The following is a 17,984-nucleotide window of genomic DNA, read 5'->3' as shown; positions in this document are numbered from 1 at the left end:
CCGCGGGAGAGGGCGGGCCTTCCGCCGTAACCAGGTGCCGGTGCGCGTGCGGTGGTGCCGTGGTCAGCCGACCGCGGGAACCGGCACGTACACGGCGAGCGCCGCGGCCAGTTCCTCGTGGACCTGCGCCTTCAGCAGCGTGCCCTCAGGAGTGTGCTCCTCGGAGACCACCTCGCCCTCGGCGTGCACCCGCGAGACCAGACCGCCGTCCGTGTACGGCACCAGGGCCTCGACCGTGATCTCGGGCCTGGGCAGCTCGGTGTCGATGAGCGCCAGCAGCTCGGCCATACCGGCGCCGGAACGCGCCGACACGGCGATCGCGTGCCGTTCCATCCGCAGCAGCCGCTGGAGGACCTCCGGGTCCGCCGCGTCGGCCTTGTTGATCACCACGATCTCGCGGACGTCCACAGCGCCCACGTCGCGGATCACCTCACGCACGGCGGCCAGCTGCTCCTCCGGAACGGGGTGCGACCCGTCGACCACATGCAGGATCAGATCGGAGTCCCCGACCTCCTCCATGGTCGAGCGGAACGCCTCCACCAGGTGGTGCGGCAGATGCCGGACGAATCCGACGGTGTCCGCCAGCGTGTAGATCCTGCCGCTCGGTGTCTCGGCCCGGCGCACGGTCGGGTCCAGGGTGGCGAACAGCGCGTTCTCCACCAGGACGCCGGCGCCCGTGAGGCGGTTGAGCAGCGAGGACTTTCCCGCGTTCGTGTACCCGGCGATCGCGACCGACGGCACCCTGTGGCGCCTGCGCTCCTGCCGCTTGATCTCCCGGCCGGTCTTCATCTCCGCGATCTCCCGGCGCATCTTCGCCATCTTCTCGCGGATCCGGCGCCGGTCCGTCTCGATCTTGGTCTCACCGGGACCACGGGTGGCCATGCCGCCACCGCCGCCGCCACCCATCTGCCGGGACAGCGACTGACCCCAGCCGCGCAGCCTCGGCAGCATGTACTGCATCTGGGCCAGGGCGACCTGCGCCTTGCCCTCCCGGGACTTGGCGTGCTGGGCGAAGATGTCGAGGATCAGAGCCGTACGGTCCACGACCTTGACCTTGACGACGTCTTCCAGATGGATCAGCTGACCGGGGCTGAGCTCACCGTCGCAGACGACCGTGTCCGCGCCGGTCTCCAGCACCAGGTCGTAGAGCTCGCGCGCCTTGCCCGAGCCGATGTACGTCGCCGGGTCGGGCTTGTCACGGCGCTGGATCACACCGTCCAGCACGAGCGCGCCGGCCGTCTCGGCCAGCGCCGCGAGCTCGGCGAGCGAATTCTCGGCTTCCTGCACGGTCCCCGAGACCCAGACGCCGACGAGCACCACGCGCTCCAGACGCAGCTGCCGGTACTCGACCTCGGTGACGTCTTCGAGCTCGGTGGAGAGACCCGCCACGCGCCGCAGCGCCGCACGGTCGGAGCGGTCGAACTGGTCGCCGTCCCGCTCTCCGTCGATCTCTTGGCTCCAGGCGACGTCCTCTTCCATCAGGGCATCGGCCCGAAGGCTTTCCGTGCGGGGGTCCGCGAAGATCTGCTCGTCCTGGGAAGGGGAAGAAGAGGAGGTCATTGGATCCTTACGTCGAAGAGAATGTTCGAGTGGTGGACAGACTGCCCATCCACACCGGTCACAACGCGTGACGGCCCGGATTGATTCCCGACGTCACTGGCCCGGCGTCCGGGTTCCGAGGTTCCGGTCCCGGCGGCGCCGCCGACACCTTGATGGTGGCACGCCACCGCCGGGACCGTCATATGGATTCCCCACCGGTTTTCCCGGCCTGTTCCCCCTTGCCCGTTTCCCCGGCCCGTGCCGCCCCGCTACTTCGCGGGGTCGCTCTTCCACTTCGGGTGGCCGGGCATGGGCGGCGTCTTGCTCCCGTACAGCCACGCCCGGAAGAAGTCCGACAGGTCACGCCCCGCGACGGCCGAGGCCAGCCGGGTGAAGTCCGCCGTGCTCGCGGTCCCGTCCCGGTGGTCGCGCACCCAGTCACGCTCCAGCCGCCGGAACTCCCCCGCGCCGATCTCCTGGCGCAGCGCGTAGAGCACCAGCGCGCTGCCGTCGTACACCACCGGCCGGAAGAGGCTGATCTGCTTGCCGGACGAAGGCGGCTCCGGGGCTGCGGGCGGGCCGCCCGCCGCGCGCCAGCCGTCGGACTGCCGGTAGGCCTCGCGCATCCGCTTCTCCAGCGGTTTGTCGGCGTGCTCGTGGGCGTACAGGGCCTCGTACCAGCTCGCGTGGCCCTCGCTGAGCCACAGATCCGACCACCGGCGCGGCGAGACGCTGTCGCCGAACCACTGGTGCGCCAGCTCGTGGACCATGACCGAGTCGACGTACCACTCCGGGTACTCGGACCGGGTGAACAGCGAACGCTCGAAGAGCGACAGCGTCTGCGTCTCCAGCTCGAAGCCGGTCTCCGCGCCGGCGATCAGCACGCCGTACGTCTCGAACGGATACCGCCCGACCTGCCGCTCCATCCACTCCAACTGCCCCGGCGTCTTCGCCAGCCACGGCTCCAGCTCCGCGCGGTCGGCCTTCGGGACCACGTCTCGCAGGGGCAAGCCGTGCGGCCCCTTCCGGTGCACCACGGCCGAGTCGCCGATGGACACCTGGGCCAGTTCGGTGGCCATGGGGTGGCGGGTGCGGTAGGTCCAGGTGGTGGTGGCGCCGTGGCGGGACTTCGCCACCGGCAGTCCGTTGGCCACGACGGTCAGCTTGCGGGGCGCGGTGACCCGGAAGGTGAAGGCGGCCTTGTCGGCGGGGTGGTCGTTGCCCGGGAAGACGCGGTGCGCGGCGTCGGCCTGGTTGGCCATCGCGAGGCCGTCCTTGGTCCGCAGCCAGCCGCCCTTGCCGCCCTTCGGGTCGCTGGTGTGGGTGACGCGGATACGGACCGGTGAGCCCGCGTCGACGGCCTCGCGCGGCGTGACCACGAGGTCCTCACCCGCGCTCACGAAGGAGGCGCGCACGCCGTCGACCTCGACGGAGCGGACCTTGCTGTGGGTGAAGTCGAGGTTGATCCGGTCCAGACGCCGGGTCGTACGCGCGTCGATCTTGGTGACTGCGTCGAGCGGTTCGGTGTTGTCACCGCGGTAGGTGAAGGCGATGTTGTAGGTGAGTACGTCGTATCCGGGGTTGCCCAGGTGCGGGAAGAGCGGATCGCCGATACCGAGCGGTCCTGGGGCGGAGGCGGGCAGCGTCGCGGCGACGAGGGTGGCCGACGCGGTGACCAGCAGGGCGGCGCGCAGCCGACGGGAGGTGAGCAGCATGAACCACCGCTACCAGCGCGCCGGGGGCGTACGAGGGCGGCGCGCTTCGCGCCCACCCGAAAGAGGCGGACGGGGCGGGGGCGCGGGGCGCCGTTCCGACGCATCTGTTCCGGCCGACGCGCCTGTCGGGATCGACGCCTCGAAGCCTCCTTCAGGAGGCGGGCTCGTGCTGCGCGCGGCGTACGTCGAAGACACCCGGCACGTCCCGCATCGCGCGCATCAGGCCGGGCAGCCCCGCCGCGTCGGGCAGCTGAAGCGTGTACGTGTGCCGTACGCGCTGCTCGCTGGGGGGCTCCACGTTGGCCGACACGATCGCCGCGCCCGCCGTGGCGATGGCCTCGGTCAGATCGGCGAGCAGCCGGGGCCGGCCGAAGGACTCCGCGTACAGCGTGACCCGGCACTCCGCCTCGTCGCCCCAGCTCACCGCGACCGGCGCGCGGCCGAGCGCGGTCATCCTGCCGACGGCGGAACACTCCGTACGGTGCACCGTGACGGCCCCGCCGCGCACCGTGAAGCCGGTGACGGCGTCGGGCGGCACGGGCGTGCAGCAGCCCGCGAGCCGCACGGTCGCTTCGGGCGCGTCGACGACCACATTGGCGACGCCGCGTCGTCCCGCGGTGACGGCGCCTGGCGCGCGGGGCTCGGACTCCGGCACCTTCAGGCTCTCCGGGTTCGCGGCGAGCCAGCCGGCGATCGCGATCCGCGCGGCAGGGGTACGGGCGTGGTCCAGCCACTCGGGAGAGGGCCCGGGAGCGCCCTCCTGCGCGGTCTCCCGCGACCGGCCGACCCCCGGTCCCGTACGGCCCTCTGCCGTCGTCTGGACGGGGCCGTCGGCCAGCAGCAGTTGCACCGTGTCGCCGTCCACCAGGACCGTACTCAGCGTCGCCAGACGGCCGTTGACGCGCGCCCCGATGCAACCGTGCGCGCCGTCGCCGTGCTGCGCGTACGCCGCGTCCACACACGTCGCGCCCGCGGGCAGCCCCAGCATCCCGCCGTCGGCGAGGAAGACGGTGATCTCGCGGTCCTGCGCGAGGTCGGCGCGCAGGGTCGTCCAGAACGTGTCCGGGTCCGTGGCCGACTCCTGCCACTCCAGGAGGCGGGACAGCCAGCCGGGCCTGGTCGGGTCGGCGCGTTCGCCGTCGGCCGGCTCGGCCCCGTCCACGGGCGCGTACGGGTTGCCCAGCGCGACGACCCCCGCCTCGGCGACCTTGTGCATCTGGTGCGTACGGATGAGGACTTCGACGACCGCCCCGTCGGGGCCCGCGACCGCCGTGTGCAGCGACTGGTACAGGTTGTACTTGGGGGCGGCGATGAAGTCCTTGAACTCGGAGATCACCGGGGTGAAGCAGGTGTGCAACTCCCCCAGTACGGCGTAGCAGTCGGCGTCCTCCCCAACCAGGACGAGCAGGCGTCCGAAGTCCGTGCCGCGCATCTCGCCGCGTTTCAGGCGGGCGCGGTGCACGGAGACGAAGTGCCGCGGCCTGATGACGACTTCGGCCGTGATGTCGGCCTCCCGGAGCGTCCTGCGCACGTCCACGGCGATGGTGTCCAGGCTCGGCGCCGTGGCAGCGTTGTCGGCGATGACGGCGCGGGTGCGCTCGTACTCCTCCGGCTGGAGGATCGCGAAGACCAGATCCTCCAGCTCCGTCTTGAGCGCCTGAACACCGAGCCGTTCGGCGAGCGGGATGAGGACGTCGTGGGTGACCTTGGCGATCCGGACCTGCTTCTCGCGCCGCATCACACCGAGGGTGCGCATGTTGTGCAGCCGGTCGGCCAGTTTGATCGACATCACCCGGACGTCGTTGCCGGTGGCGACCAGCATCTTGCGGAAGGTCTCGGGCTCGGCGGCGGCGCCGTAGTCCACCTTCTCCAGCTTCGTCACACCGTCGACCAGATAGCAGACCTCGTCGCCGAACTCCGCGCGCACCTGATCGAGCGTCACATCCGTGTCCTCGACGGTGTCGTGGAGGAGAGAGGCCGTCAACGTCGTGGTCTCGGCGCCGAGTTCGGCGAGGATCAGGGTGACGGCGAGCGGATGCGTGATGTACGGCTCGCCGCTCTTGCGGAACTGTCCGCGGTGCGACATCTCGGCCAGTACGTACGCCTTGCCCAGCACGAGCGGGTCGGCGTCAGGATGGTGCGCGCGGTGGGCCTCGGCGACATGGCCGATCGCGTCCGGCAGCCGGTCCCTGGCCGCGGGCCCCAGCAGCGCGGCCTTGCCGAGCCGGCGCAGGTCGATACTCGTACGGCCGCGCCTGCGGCTCCGGGCACCAGGGCTGTTCGCCTCCGGGCTCATGGGGCACCTCCGGCATCTTCGACCGGCGGTGGGAGGGACAGGAGCGCTCTCCCGGCCGGTGCTTGATGCTACCGACCCCAGCACGTGCCTCGGTCCACCTCTCCCCCGGCGTGAAACGGATCACCCATTCGAGCGAACTTGCGGGGGAGTTCGGAGGAGTTCAGAGCGTGTCGGCTCGCTGCGCCCACTCGGCGTCGAGCAGGCCCTCGGCGACGATGACGGCCGGGCCGGTCATCTCGATCTCGCCGTCGGGACGTTCGGTGATGACGAGCCGTCCGCCGGGCACGTCGACCGTGTATGTGACGGGCTCTCCGGTCACCGCGGGATCGACACCGTCCCTGCGGGCCGCCGCGACGGCGACGGCGCACGCGCCCGTACCGCAGGACCGTGTCTCGCCGGAGCCGCGCTCGTGGACGCGCATGGCGACGTGGCGCGGGCCGCGACCGACGACGAACTCGACGTTCACACCATCCGGATAGACCGATTCGGGAGTGACCGACGGTGCGGTGAACAGGGTCCCCGCGTGGTCCAGATCGTCGACGAAGGCGACGGCGTGCGGGTTGCCCATGTTGACGTTGCGCGCGGGCCAACCGCGCTCCCCCACAACGACGGTGACGTCGTCTTCGGTAAGAAGGGCGCGTCCCATGTGGCTCGTGATCGCTCCCGGCGCCGCCGTCCCGCCGCCGGCCTCGGAGTCCTTGGCGATGTGCACCCGCTTCACGCCGGCACGCGTGGCCACCGCGAGGTCGCCCGCGTCCACCAGGCCGGCGCGGCGGAGATACCGCGCGAAGACCCGGAGCCCGTTGCCGCACATCTCGGCGACGGATCCGTCCGCGTTGCGGTAGTCCATGAACCACTCGGCGCGGTCGGCCATGGACCGGGCGTCGCGGTGCGCGGCGGACCTGACGACGTGCAGCAGCCCGTCGCCACCGATACCGGCCCGGCGGTCGCAGAGCTTCGCGACGGCGGAGGCGGACAGGGCGAGGGCGTTGTCCGGGTCGGGAATGATCACGAAGTCGTTCTCGGTCCCGTGGCCCTTGAGGAACGGGATCGGTGACGACTGCGCGGCGGGGCGGTAGGTGCTCACGAGGTCAATCGTACGAGGTGGGACCGACAGCGCGAACGCGGAGGCGGTCGGGTGCGGGGCGCGGGCCGCTGCGGGCGCGGGTCCGGTCCCGGCCCGGTCAGCGGAGGCGGGCGACGCGCCAGACGGCCAGCGCCACGAGAGCGGCGCCCCCCGCCACGTACAGCGCGAGCACCCGCCAGTCCGGGCGCTCGCCCGACCCGCGGGCCGGCAGACCGGGCCAGGCGTGGCCCACGCGGCGCGCGGCCATCATGCCCCAGCCCGCGGCGCAGCAGCTGATCAGCAGGCCCAGCATGGCGACGACGGCGCCGCCGTCGCCCGTTCCGAAGGCGAGGGGGAACGCGAACATCAGCGAGCCGACGGCGGCGAGCATCACGATGGGCGCGAGCTGCCAGATCCGCAGGCGTCGCTGCGGCCGCAGCTCGACCTCCACCTCGGGAGTCACCGCGTCTTCGTCGGGTCCGTCAGGACTCAGCCGCGGAGCTTCGTCCTGAGGGTCCTGCGTCCCCTGATCCGTGTTGCGAGGGCCGGCCTCCATCGCCACGCGCCCTCCCAACTCGGACTCCACTGGTCGATCGATGCTCGATGATGGCACGGCCCCGGGCACCGGATTGACGGCCTGAGCGTCCCGATGCCATCACGTGATCAGGCTGTGACCGCTCGTTCGACCAACCTCAGCGCGAGGTGCGGGAGTTCCTCCCGGTCGGTGGCCGCGCCGCTCAGCCAGTGCACGCGCGGGTCGCGCCGGAACCACGAGTCCTGGCGGCGCGCGAAGCGCTTCGTGGCGCGTACGGTCTCGGCGCGCGCCTCGTCCTCGGTGCGGTCCCCGGCGAGGGCCGAGAGCACCTGCTGATAGCCGAGCGCACGCGAGGCCGTACGCCCCTCGCGCAGACCGCGCGCCTCCAACTCGCGGACCTCGTCCACGAGGCCGGCCTCCCACATACGGTCCACGCGCAGCGCGATGCGTTCGTCGAGTTCGGGGCGCTCCACGTCGACACCGATCTGCACCGTCTCGTACACGGCGTCATGACCCGGCAGATTGGCGGTGAACGGCTTTCCCGTGATCTCGAACACCTCCAGTGCGCGGACGATGCGGCGCCCGTTGCTGGGGAGGATCGCGCGGCCGGCCGGCGGGTCGGCCGCGGCGAGGCGGGCGTGCAGGGCGCCGGAACCGCGCAGCCTCAATTCGTCCTCCAGCCGGGCGCGCACCTCGGGGTCGGTGCCGGGGAAGTCGAGGGCGTCGATGGCGCCCCGTACGTAGAGACCGGAGCCGCCGACGAGGACGGGGGTACGGCCTTCGGCGAGCAGCCGGTCGATCTCGATCCTGGCCAGCCGCTGGTACTCGGCGACGTTGGCCGCCTCCGTCACATCCCAGATGTCGAGGAGTTGATGAGGGACGCCGCGGCGCTCCTCGGGCGCGAGCTTGGCGGTTCCGATGTCCATCCCCCGGTAGAGCTGCATGGAGTCGGCGTTGACGACCTCGCCGTCGAGTTGCCGGGCGAGATGGACGCCCAGGTCGGACTTACCGGCCGCCGTGGGGCCGACGACGGCGATGACCCGCGGTGCGCTCGCTGCAGTTCTCACCGCCCCAGTCTCGCAAACCCGGTGGCAGGATCCCGAACGAGTTGTTCGCCGGCTCCTCGCCGAGGCCGTTGCCGGCTGCCGTGGGGCGGCGCGAGAGGACGCTCCCGGGCGGCGCGGAGTTTCGCCCGCACGAGTAGCATATGTGGTGGATATGGGTGTCTTTGAACGGCTTCGTAGGAGGCTGTTCAGGGTTGGCGCAACGGCGCCGGCGAAGGCACCCCCGAGTAGTAGCGGCACGGAGCCGATCGCCCCCACCGGGGCCAGAGGGAAGGTGACCCATGAGCTTCCGTGACTCTCTGAAGGCCAAGCTCTCCCCGGCCAAGGACAAAGTCTCCGACCTCGCGCAGCAGCACGGGGGAAAGATCGGAGAGGGCCTGGACAAGGCCGCGAAAACGGTCGACCAGAAGACCAAGGGCAAGTACAGCGACAGGATCGAGTCCGGGACGGGCAAGGCCAAGAACGCTCTGGAGCGCCTCTCCCACAAGGACGGCGACGACACGGACAAGACCGGCAACCCGCCCTCCTCCCCTCCCCCGGAGCCACCTGCGGCCTCCTGAGGCGGGGCGCCCGCGCGACGGCTGACCCGGCGAGGCCCTGACCTAGGACCAGGCCGCCACCAGGTATCCCACGCCGTACGGGGCGTCCTCGTAAAGAAGCGCGCCGGTCAGGTCTGCCCCCTCGGCGGCGCCCGCGAGCAGCTGCCAGCAGGACCGGCCGGCCGCCTTCAGGTCGCTCGCGAGCGTCTCGTCGAGGCGCGCGAGCGCCGCGACGTCCGCCGTGGCGAGCGCGCGTGCGACCTCGGCGTCGAACGCGGCGGCGCGCCCGTCGAGGTAGCCGGGGGCCTTGAGCGTGCGGCACGCGCTGGCGTCGCCCATCACCAGCAGTGCCACCCGTTCGCCGTCCGTCGCGATGCTCCTGCCGGTTCTGACGCACGTCTCGGCGTCGAGCGGTTCCCGGACGCCGAGACCTTGGATCGGGGAGGCGGACCAGGCGACCTGTGCGAGGAGCCAGGCGGCGACGGCCAGCGAGGTGGGCAGCTCGTCACCCGGGGCGTCGCGGCCGTCTCCGGGCCCCGCGGCTGTTCCGTCGAGGCTCACGCCGACATCGACCCCGTAGCCCCGGAAGGAGCCGTACGCGCCCTCCGGGTACGGCCGCGCGTCCTGGGGCCCCGGCGCCGGTCCCGCGACGATCAGCCGGTCGGGCCGGGAGGCGGCGAGCACACCGAGAGCGTCGGCGCACGCGTCCCGCGCGGCGTCGAGTTCCGCCGCGGCACCTGCGGCGACGGCGGGGACGAGCAGGGGCGGACAGGGGCACACGGCCGCGGATACGAGCATGCTGCGCAGACTAGGTCCTGTCAGGGCGATCTTGTCGGGTCGGCCCGGACAGGACCTGGGCGCCGGGCAGGCTGACGGGGCGGCGCGTCACTACGCCGAGCAGCCGCCCGTCGGCGCGGGCAGCGGCGGCGGGACGCCGATCGACGGGAGGCCGAGCAGCACACCTGCGGGCTCGGGCGGGGCCGCGTTGCGCCTCTCCCAGGCGTCGCCCGCGCGGGTGCGCCGTATCCGCGTCGTGGGTCCCTCGGCGAGCAGATGGTGCGGTGCGGCGTAGGTGATGTCGACGGTCACCACGTCGCCGGGCCGCACCTCGTCGCCGGGCGCGGTGAAGTGGACCAGCCGGTTGTCGGGCGCGCGGCCGGAGAGTCGGTGGGTGGCACCGTCCTTGCGCCCTTCGCCTTCGGCGACCATGACATCGAGCGTGCGGCCGACCTGTGTCTTGTTCTCGTCCCAGGAGATCTCCTCCTGGAGAGCGACGAGGCGCAGATAGCGCTCCTGGACGACCTCCTTGGGAATCTGCCCTTCCATGTCGGCGGCGGGTGTTCCGGGGCGCTTGGAGTACTGGAAGGTGAAGGCGTTCGCGAACCGCGCCTCGCGAACTGTGTGCAGCGTCTGCTCGAAGTCCTCCTCCGTCTCGCCGGGGAAGCCGACGATGATGTCGGTGGAGATGGCGGCGTGCGGGATGGCCGCGCGGACCTTGCCGATGATTCCGAGGAATCGCTCCTGGCGGTACGAGCGGCGCATCGCCTTCAGGACGGTGTCCGAGCCGGACTGGAGGGGCATGTGCAGCTGCGGCATGACGTTGGGCGTCTCGGCCATCGCGGCGATGACGTCGTCGGTGAAGTCGCGCGGGTGGGGCGAGGTGAAGCGGACGCGCTCCAGGCCCTCGATCTTTCCGCAGGCCCGCAGGAGCTTGGAGAATGCCTCGCGGTCGCCGATGTCGGAGCCGTACGCGTTGACGTTCTGGCCCAGCAGTGTGATCTCCGAGACGCCTTCCGCGACGAGCGCCTCGACCTCGGCGAGTACGTCGCCGGGGCGGCGGTCCTTCTCCTTGCCACGCAGCGCCGGGACGATGCAGAAGGTGCAGGTGTTGTTGCAGCCCACGGAGATGGAGACCCACGCGGCGTAGGCGGACTCACGGCGCGTCGGCAGCGTGGAGGGGAACGCCTCCAGCGACTCGGCGATCTCGACCTGCGCCTCTTCCTGTACGCGGGCGCGCTCCAGCAGTACGGGGAGCTTGCCGATGTTGTGCGTACCGAAGACGACGTCGACCCAGGGCGCCTTCTTGACGATGGTGTCGCGGTCCTTCTGGGCCAGGCAGCCGCCGACGGCGATCTGCATGCCGGGGCGGCGGGTCTTCATCGGGGCGAGCCGGCCGAGATTTCCGTACAGCTTGTTGTCGGCGTTCTCGCGGACCGCGCAGGTGTTGAAGACGACGACGTCGGCGTCGCCGTCGGCGCCCTCGGGGGCCCGGACATAGCCCGCGTCCTCCAGCAGACCGGACAATCGCTCGGAATCGTGGACGTTCATCTGACACCCGTAGGTGCGTACCTCGTACGTCCGCTCGACGCCCACTTCGTCCACTGCTCCGGCCCGGTCACTGCTGTTGGTCACCCGTCAAGGGTAAGGGGGTGCCCGAGGTGGCCCCGCCAGAGGAGTCCCTTCGAGCCGCACAGGGCCCGGCGGAGCCCTGAGCCCGGCGAATCCCGTCCGTCACTCCCGTATCGCCCTCGGCGTTTCGGACAGCGCCGGGCCAGGGCCCGTCCGCGCGTCCCAAGGGCGGACGAGTCGCGCACCCCGCGCCGGCCGCGCCCCGTACGGAATCCGCTCCGTCTCAAACACGTGTGTTCGATATGGCGGCGCCGTCGTTGATCCCTGCGACATCGGCCGGCTGACACCGGGACGTACGCCACACACGCAGGGGGAGACCAGTTGACCTCGACAGACAGCCGGTACAAGCGATCCGTGACACCTCCGCCGCCACCTCCCGCCGAGATCGTGTACTCGGGTGAGTACTCCGTGAATCCGCTCGGCGCGGTCTCCTTCCGAAAGCTGTGCGCCCAGCTCCCCTCCGTCCTGCGGCGCATCGCCGCGATGTCCTGGGCCATGGACCGACGGGCCGTCGCGCTGCTCCTGGCCTGTCAGCTGGTGACGGGTGCCGCCGCGGCGGTCCTGCTGACCGCCACGGCCAGTGCCATGCGCCCGATCCTCGGCGGTGGCGCCGTCGTCGACCGGCTGGAGCAGGCACTGCCGGCCCTGCTCGTGGTGGGCACCGCGACGGCGTTGACCCGTGGTGCGTCCTCCGTGGCCATGTACGCGTCTCGGCGCCTCACGCCCAAGCTGACGACCGCCACGGACACCGCCCTGGTGGAGGCGGTCTGCCGCGTCGAGGCGGCGGCGTACGCGGTGGACGGCTTCGCCGACCGCCAGGAGGCCGCGGAGATGGGGGTGGCGCGTACGCATGTGATGGTCACCGACGCCCAGCGGTTCATGTCGGCCCTCGTAAGGATGGTCACCGCCACCGCTGTGCTGTCGCTGCTGAACGTACTGATGCTGCCGCTGCTGCTCCTCGCGGTGCTCCCGGCGGGTGTCGGGGCGGTGCTCACCGCCCGCGTCGACTACGAGATCCACTACGCGAACGTCGCCGACCGCAACGTGCGCGGCATGATGCGGTGGTGGTCGACGACGCCGAAGTACGGCGACGAGGTCCGCGCCAACGGCATGACGGGCTATCTGCTGTTCTGGTACCGCTCCCTCTCCGAACGGGTCGACCGCCGCACGCTCGCCGCCGCCCCGCGAACCCTGCGCATCGCGCTGCTTTCCTCTCTCGTCGGCGGGGTCTTCCTGGTCGCCACGTGGGCCGCCCTCGCCTGGCTGGCGAGTACGGGCCGGGTCGCGCTCGCCGTCGCGGCCACCGCCGTCGTCGCCGTACAGACCACGCTGGCGGCCCTGTCACAGGTGATCGTCAACGGCGCGGCCGTGTTCCACACGAGCCTCTACCTGAGCGACATGCAGGCGTTCCTCGACGACGCCGGGAAGCGGGCGCCGAAGCACGGCGGGCTGCCTGTGAGCACTCCGGTGGACGAGATCCGGCTGGAGGAGGTCAGCTATCAGTACCCCGGCAAGGAGAAGCCGGCCGTGGACGCGCTCTCCTTGACCATGCGGCGCGGGGAGATCCTGGCGATCGTCGGCGTGAACGGCTCCGGCAAGTCGACCCTGACCCGTCTGATCACCGGGATCTATCTGGCCGACAAAGGCCGGGTGCTGTGGAACGGCTCGGACCTCGCCTCCGTGGACAGGGCCACCGTGTGGCGGTGCACCGGGCTGGTGCCGCAGATCTTCGCGCAGTGGCCGCTGCGGGTCCGCGAGAACGTGACGCTGGGTCAGCCCCGGACCTTCGACGACGGGCCGGTGTGGGAGGCGGTCGACTCGGTCGGTATGCGGGGCGCCGTCGAGGAGCTGCCGAACGGTCTCGACACCCTCCTCGCGAAGGAGGTGTTCGGCGGGGCGGAGCTGTCCGGCGGGCAGTGGCAGCGCCTGGCCTGTTCCAGGGCGCTGTACCGGCGGCCGTCGCTGCTGATCCTGGACGAGCCCACCTCACAGATGGATCCGCGCGGCGAACACCAGATCTTCGAGGAGATCAAGGCGATCGCCGCTGACCGCATCACCATCGTGGTGACGCACCGGCTGGAGAACACGAAGGTCGCCGATCACATCGTGGTGATGGACGGGGGCCGCATCACCGAACAGGGCTGTTACGACGACCTGGTCCACGCGGGCGGCACCTTCGCGGAACTCCTCGCGCTGTCCCAGGACCGCTGACCGGCCGACCTGACACACATCGATGTGATCAAGTCAGCCGGGCCCGGGTTGGTTTGACCGCCGAAGTCATGGGTAGCGGCCCTGGGCTGCGCCCGGCGCCGGGCCTGGGGAGGTCTGAGGCGCTGGTCAACCCGGTCCTCGGCTCTGCGAAGGGACGTGGACCGGGGCGCAGTCCATTCGTCGCGGGGCTGCCCCGACCGGCGAGCGAGTGGCCAGGAATCGCTCATCCCGGCCGCTCCCTCGCCGGTTCCCCACAGGTCCCCCGTCGGTTCCTCGGCGGTTCCTCGGCGAGCCGTAATCAAGCCGGAACATCAGGCCTGGCCTTTACGGCGAGTGAGCTGGCAGGATCGCCGCATGTTCCCGCTTCCGCCCCGTATGAGCCGGCGCAGCGCCTTCGTAGGAGGCGTGGCCGCGCTGGTGGTGGCCGGGCTGCTGGCGTGGTGGCTCGTGCCGCTCGGGGAGAAGACACCGAGCGGCTCCGTCAAGTTCAGTACGGGTGTGACCAGCGGCGTCTACGAACGCTACGGGTACCTCCTCAAGGAGGATCTCGCCAAGGATCTGCCCAACGTGTCCATAGGGCTGCTGACCAGCGAGGGCTCGCAGGAGAACATCTCACGTGTGGCCACCGGGAAGGCCGACTTCACCATCGCCACGGCCGACGCGGTGGCGAAGTACCGGCGGGACAACGCGCCCGGCGCCGACCGGCTGCGCGGTTGCGCACGGCTCTACGACGACTACGTACAGCTGATCGCGGCGAAGAGCTCGGGCATCGAGTCCGCCCAGGATCTGCGCGGCAAGCGGGTCGGCGTCGGCCAGGAGGGCTCGGGCGTACGGCTGATCGCCGACCGTCTGCTGGCCGCCGCCGGGCTGCATCCCAAGAAGGACGTCACGCCGGTCTCGGCGGGCATCGACACCATGCCCAGCCTCCTGGAGTCGGACGAACTCGACGCCTTCTTCTGGTCGGGCGGGCTGCCCACCGCCGCCGTACAGCAACTGTCGGAGCGTTTCGACATCACGCTGGTGCCCCTCGACGACGCCCTCGTCGACAAGCTGCACGACACGGCTCCGGTGGACACCCGCTACTACCGCTCGGCGATGATGCCGGCCGACGCGTACAAGAAGGCGCAGGACGGTACGGCGGTGCCGACCGTGGCAGTGGCGAATCTGCTGGTCACCACGGACCGGATCGACGCCGAGCTGACCGAGGGCTTCACCCGCACCGTGATCAGGAGCCGGGACCGGATCGGCAAGAAGGTCCACCCCGCCCAACTCGTGGATCTGCGGACGGCGATCTACACCGACCCGCTGCGACTGCACGACGGCGCGCTGCGCTACTACCGGTCGGTCAAGCCGTAGCCGGGGGCGAGCGCCGAGAAGCCTCCCCCAACGAGCTTCGCGGGCCCGCCCCGGGCCTCAGGAAGACCCCGGTGACGACCTCGGCACCGTCAGCGTCACCCGCAGCCCGCGCGGCTCCGCGTGCTCGTACGCGATCGTCCCGCCGCCCGCCGCGAGCAGCGCCCGCGAGATCGACAGCCCGAGCCCCGACCCCTTGACGTTCTGGTGCCGGTTGCTGCGCCAGAAGCGGTCGCCGATCCGGTCCATCTCGTCGTCCGACAGCCCCGGCCCGCCGTCGGTGACGGTGATGGTGGTGCGGTCGGTGCCGGCGCGTGCCACCCGTACGTCCACGTCGCCGCCCTCCGGCGTGAACTTCAGGGCGTTGTCCACGACCGCGTCGAGCGCGCTGGAGAGCGCGACCGGGTCAGCCCAGCCTGTGAGGGGACCGGTGCTCTCCGTCAGCCGTACACCCTTCTCCTCCGCGTACGCCCGCCACGCCGCGACGCGTTCGGACGCCAGCGCCCCCACGTCGGTGAGCCGCAGATCGGCCGGGGCGTGTTCGGCGAGCGCCAGGTCCAGCAGGTCGTCGAGAACCTGCCCGAGCCGCTTGCCCTCCGTACGGACGGAGGCTATCTCCTCGTTCCCGGCGGGCAGTTCGAGAGCGAGCAGCTCGATCCGCAGCAGCAGCGCGGCGAGCGGGTTGCGCAACTGGTGGGAGGCGTCGGCGACGAAGGCACGCTGCTGTTCGAGGACATCCTCGACGTTGTCGGCCATCTCGTTGAAGGAGTGGGCGAGCCTGCGCAGTTCGGGCGGGCCACCGGCGGCGGCGACGCGGGATTTCATCCGCCCCGTGGCGATGTCGTGCGTGGCGGCGTCCAGGACACGTACCGGCCGCAGCACCCAGCCCGTCAGCCGGAACGCAGCCCCCACGGCGAGCAGCATGGCGGCGGCCTCGCCGGCGGCGATGTACGTCCAGCCTCCGAGGATCCGCGACCGCATCTGCCCGGTGGGCGAATCGGTCACCACCACGGCGACGACGTCCCCGTCCCGCACGACCGGCGAGGCGACTATGAGCCGGCCGTGCCGCTGCCAGGGCCAGACCTGCGGTGGATCGTCGCTGCGGCGCCCCAGGAGGGCCTCCTGGAAGGCCATGCGGCCTTCGCCCGCCCGGGGCACCGTCCACCCCTCAGGGGCCCGCGCCATGGCCTCTCCGTCGCGGAAGAAGACGCCCGCCCGGATGCCGTACACCTCGAAGTAACGCCTGAGCTCCTCCTCCAGCATCGTGCCGCGCTCGTCGGACCCGGTGGCCGCGCCGGAGCCCGCGGCCCCCACCTCGCCCTCGCTGACGAACTGGGCGAGGGCCGCGACGCGCGCCGTGTCGTCGATCCGGTCGACGACGACGTCCTGCTGCTGCGCCGACGCGAGACTCACCGCGAGCGGGAAGCCGAGCGCGAGGAGCACGCCCGCCATGAGGACGATCAGCAGGGGGAGAAGTCGGGTACTCACCGGGTCCTACGGTCCTTGATGAGCGGCGGGGGCGACGAGGCGGTAGCCGACGCCGCGCACGGTCTCGATCAGTGCCGGCATCCGGAGCTTGGAGCGCAGGGACGCCACATGCACTTCGAGGGTGCGGCCGGTCCCCTCCCAGCTGGTGCGCCACACCTCGCTGATGATCTGCTCCCGCCGGAAGACGACGCCGGGACGCTGCGCGAGGAGCGCGAGCAGGTCGAACTCCTTACGGGTCAGCTGGATCGGGGCGCCGTCCACGGTGACGCGCCGCGTGGACAGTTCGATGCCGACGGGCCCGAGGCGCAGCGAGTCCCCGCCGCCCGTCCCGGCCTCCTCGCCGCCGACGCTGCGCCGGCTCACGGCGTGGATTCGGGCCAGCAACTCCCCTGTGTCGTACGGCTTGGTGACGTAGTCGTCCGCGCCGAGGTTCAACCCGTGGATACGGGAGCGGACATCGGCACGCGCCGTCACCATGATCACCGGGGTCGAGCAGAGCTTGCGGATCTTGCCGCAGACCGCGTAACCGTCCTGGTCGGGCAGTCCGAGGTCGAGGAGTACGACTCCGTAAGGAGACTTCGTCCCGTCGGTCACCGGGAGCAGTGCCTGGAGGGCCTCTTCGCCGCTGCGCGCGTGCGTGACATCGAAGCCGTGCCTCGCCAGTACCGCGGCGAGGGCCGCCGCGACATGATCGTCGTCCTCGACGAGCAGCAGCCTCATGGCCCTCCTCCGTGGTGTGGCCGTCACAGTACGTACCAGGGCATCCACGCCCATGGCTGCCGCACCAGTCAAGCCACTTCCTGTTAAGGGACAGTTTCCGTTACCCACCCGGTACTCCGAACCGGCCAGCTTCACACGGTGTGTCCGGTTGCGGCCGGATCGTTATGCTCAATTTCCCCTCAGATGTAATGACGCTGGTCGCAGTGCGTGACTAAGGTCCTCCCAACCGAGGAGGACGGAGCAAGAAGCCGATGAGCGGAGTTTCAGTAACCAAGGAAACCGAGGACGCCGGGCGGCCGGCGTCGGGCGACCTGGTCGTGCTGAGCAACGTCAACAAGCACTTCGGCGCGCTGCATGTGCTCCAGGACATCGACCTGACCATCGCCCGTGGCGAGGTAGTCGTCGTGATCGGGCCCTCGGGGTCCGGCAAGTCCACACTGTGCCGCGCCATCAACCGTCTGGAGCCGATCGACTCCGGCAGCATTTCGCTCGACGGGAAGCCGCTGCCCGCCGAAGGCAAGGAGCTGGCCCGACTGCGCGCCGACGTCGGCATGGTCTTCCAGTCCTTCAACCTCTTCGCGCACAAGACCGTCCTGGAGAACGTCACTCTGGGGCAGATCAAGGTCCGCAAGAAGGACAAGCGGGCCGCGGACGAGTTCGCACGGACCCTGCTGGACCGCGTCGGTGTGGCCAACCAGGCGGACAAGTACCCCGCGCAGCTCTCCGGTGGTCAGCAGCAGCGCGTCGCGATCGCCCGCGCGCTGGCCATGGAACCCAAGGTCATGCTCTTCGACGAGCCGACCTCGGCGCTCGACCCGGAAATGATCAACGAGGTGCTCGAAGTCATGCAGCAGCTCGCACGTGACGGCATGACCATGGTCGTAGTCACCCACGAGATGGGCTTCGCCCGGTCCGCCGCGAATCGGGTCGTCTTCATGGCGGACGGCCAGATCGTCGAAGAGGCGACGCCGGAGCAGTTCTTCACCAGCCCTCGCAGCGACCGGGCCAAGGATTTTCTGTCGAAGATCCTGCACCACTGAGCTGCCCGT

General features: G+C 70.9%; 14 protein-coding genes. 4 read left to right on the top strand and 10 right to left on the bottom strand.

Going from position 1 to position 17,984, the window contains the following annotated elements; genetic code table 11:
- Nucleotides 1-63 precede the first annotated feature (63 nt).
- From hflX to miaA, 6 genes are all read right to left on the bottom strand, one after another.
- Entirely contained in the window at nucleotides 64-1,560 is a 1,497-nt protein-coding gene (gene hflX, locus ACFWV8_RS28855) for a GTPase HflX (protein ID WP_384210096.1), read from the bottom strand.
- Between the two features lie 248 nt (nucleotides 1,561-1,808).
- The gene (locus ACFWV8_RS28850) at nucleotides 1,809-3,254 is read right to left on the bottom strand and encodes a M1 family metallopeptidase (RefSeq protein WP_384210089.1); all 1,446 of its coding nucleotides are present in this window, start codon (nucleotides 3,252-3,254) and stop codon (nucleotides 1,809-1,811) included.
- Nucleotides 3,255-3,405: 151 nt separating this feature from the next.
- Nucleotides 3,406-5,550, bottom strand: coding sequence for a RelA/SpoT family protein (locus ACFWV8_RS28845; RefSeq protein WP_384210084.1), 2,145 nt, complete (start codon nucleotides 5,548-5,550; stop codon nucleotides 3,406-3,408).
- Nucleotides 5,551-5,710: 160 nt separating this feature from the next.
- Nucleotides 5,711-6,646: a diaminopimelate epimerase gene (gene dapF, locus ACFWV8_RS28840; RefSeq protein ID WP_384210131.1), complete on the bottom strand. Its 936-nt coding sequence runs from the start codon at nucleotides 6,644-6,646 to the stop codon at nucleotides 5,711-5,713.
- An 88-nt stretch (nucleotides 6,647-6,734) separates the two neighbouring features.
- Nucleotides 6,735-7,172, bottom strand: coding sequence for a hypothetical protein (locus ACFWV8_RS28835; RefSeq protein WP_384210128.1), 438 nt, complete (start codon nucleotides 7,170-7,172; stop codon nucleotides 6,735-6,737).
- A gap of 107 nt (nucleotides 7,173-7,279) precedes the next feature.
- Nucleotides 7,280-8,218 carry a tRNA (adenosine(37)-N6)-dimethylallyltransferase MiaA gene (gene miaA, locus ACFWV8_RS28830; RefSeq protein WP_384210080.1) on the bottom strand — a complete coding sequence of 313 codons (939 nt, stop codon included), beginning with the start codon at nucleotides 8,216-8,218 and terminating at the stop codon, nucleotides 7,280-7,282.
- Between the two features lie 278 nt (nucleotides 8,219-8,496).
- Here miaA and ACFWV8_RS28825 point away from each other — a divergent pair, with 278 nt between their 5' ends.
- Nucleotides 8,497-8,775, top strand: a complete 279-nt coding sequence (locus ACFWV8_RS28825) for an antitoxin (protein ID WP_384210073.1) — start codon at nucleotides 8,497-8,499, stop codon at nucleotides 8,773-8,775.
- Nucleotides 8,776-8,817: 42 nt separating this feature from the next.
- Here ACFWV8_RS28825 and ACFWV8_RS28820 read toward each other — a convergent pair whose 3' ends face one another.
- Both ACFWV8_RS28820 and miaB read right to left on the bottom strand, forming a co-directional pair.
- On the bottom strand, nucleotides 8,818-9,552 hold the full coding sequence (locus tag ACFWV8_RS28820; protein WP_384210070.1) for a class III extradiol dioxygenase subunit B-like domain-containing protein: 735 nt from the start codon (nucleotides 9,550-9,552) through the stop codon (nucleotides 8,818-8,820).
- A 90-nt stretch (nucleotides 9,553-9,642) separates the two neighbouring features.
- Complete coding sequence (miaB, locus tag ACFWV8_RS28815) at nucleotides 9,643-11,166, bottom strand: tRNA (N6-isopentenyl adenosine(37)-C2)-methylthiotransferase MiaB (protein ID WP_384210067.1); 1,524 nt, start codon at nucleotides 11,164-11,166, stop codon at nucleotides 9,643-9,645.
- Between the two features lie 318 nt (nucleotides 11,167-11,484).
- Here miaB and ACFWV8_RS28810 point away from each other — a divergent pair, with 318 nt between their 5' ends.
- Both ACFWV8_RS28810 and ACFWV8_RS28805 read left to right on the top strand, forming a co-directional pair.
- Entirely contained in the window at nucleotides 11,485-13,374 is a 1,890-nt protein-coding gene (locus ACFWV8_RS28810; RefSeq protein ID WP_384210064.1) for an ATP-binding cassette domain-containing protein, read from the top strand.
- A gap of 354 nt (nucleotides 13,375-13,728) precedes the next feature.
- Entirely contained in the window at nucleotides 13,729-14,730 is a 1,002-nt protein-coding gene (locus tag ACFWV8_RS28805; RefSeq protein WP_384210061.1) for a TAXI family TRAP transporter solute-binding subunit, read from the top strand.
- Nucleotides 14,731-14,787: 57 nt separating this feature from the next.
- On the opposite strand, the gene ACFWV8_RS28800 is transcribed toward ACFWV8_RS28805, so the two are convergent.
- A complete protein-coding gene (locus ACFWV8_RS28800) occupies nucleotides 14,788-16,215 on the bottom strand; it encodes an ATP-binding protein (protein WP_384210058.1) in 1,428 nt (475 codons plus the stop codon).
- Nucleotides 16,216-16,221: 6 nt separating this feature from the next.
- Nucleotides 16,222-16,935 (bottom strand): response regulator transcription factor, encoded by a 714-nt coding sequence (locus tag ACFWV8_RS28795; RefSeq protein ID WP_384210055.1) that lies wholly within the window; start codon nucleotides 16,933-16,935, stop codon nucleotides 16,222-16,224.
- Between the two features lie 251 nt (nucleotides 16,936-17,186).
- Here ACFWV8_RS28795 and ACFWV8_RS28790 point away from each other — a divergent pair, with 251 nt between their 5' ends.
- Nucleotides 17,187-17,975, top strand: a complete 789-nt coding sequence (locus tag ACFWV8_RS28790; RefSeq protein WP_384210052.1) for an amino acid ABC transporter ATP-binding protein — start codon at nucleotides 17,187-17,189, stop codon at nucleotides 17,973-17,975.
- The last annotated feature ends 9 nt before the right edge of the window (nucleotides 17,976-17,984 follow it).

The sequence above is a fragment of the Streptomyces sp. NPDC058665 genome (assembly GCF_042714995.1).
Lineage (GTDB): Bacteria > Actinomycetota > Actinomycetes > Streptomycetales > Streptomycetaceae > Streptomyces.
This window is presented reverse-complemented; position numbering and strand designations above follow the sequence as displayed.

Excerpts from the sequence above, each read along its gene's own strand:
- ACFWV8_RS28850 (WP_384210089.1), bottom strand. The coding sequence starts at position 3,254 with ATGCTGCTCACCTCCCGTCGGCTGCGCGCCGCCCTGCTGGTCACCGCG.
- ACFWV8_RS28820 (WP_384210070.1), bottom strand. The coding sequence starts at position 9,552 with ATGCTCGTATCCGCGGCCGTGTGCCCCTGTCCGCCCCTGCTCGTCCCC.
- hflX (WP_384210096.1), bottom strand. The coding sequence starts at position 1,560 with ATGACCTCCTCTTCTTCCCCTTCCCAGGACGAGCAGATCTTCGCGGAC.
- ACFWV8_RS28795 (WP_384210055.1), bottom strand. The coding sequence starts at position 16,935 with ATGAGGCTGCTGCTCGTCGAGGACGACGATCATGTCGCGGCGGCCCTC.
- ACFWV8_RS28845 (WP_384210084.1), bottom strand. The coding sequence starts at position 5,550 with ATGAGCCCGGAGGCGAACAGCCCTGGTGCCCGGAGCCGCAGGCGCGGC.
- ACFWV8_RS28825 (WP_384210073.1), top strand. The coding sequence starts at position 8,497 with ATGAGCTTCCGTGACTCTCTGAAGGCCAAGCTCTCCCCGGCCAAGGAC.
- ACFWV8_RS28835 (WP_384210128.1), bottom strand. The coding sequence starts at position 7,172 with ATGGAGGCCGGCCCTCGCAACACGGATCAGGGGACGCAGGACCCTCAG.
- ACFWV8_RS28805 (WP_384210061.1), top strand. The coding sequence starts at position 13,729 with ATGTTCCCGCTTCCGCCCCGTATGAGCCGGCGCAGCGCCTTCGTAGGA.
- ACFWV8_RS28790 (WP_384210052.1), top strand. The coding sequence starts at position 17,187 with ATGAGCGGAGTTTCAGTAACCAAGGAAACCGAGGACGCCGGGCGGCCG.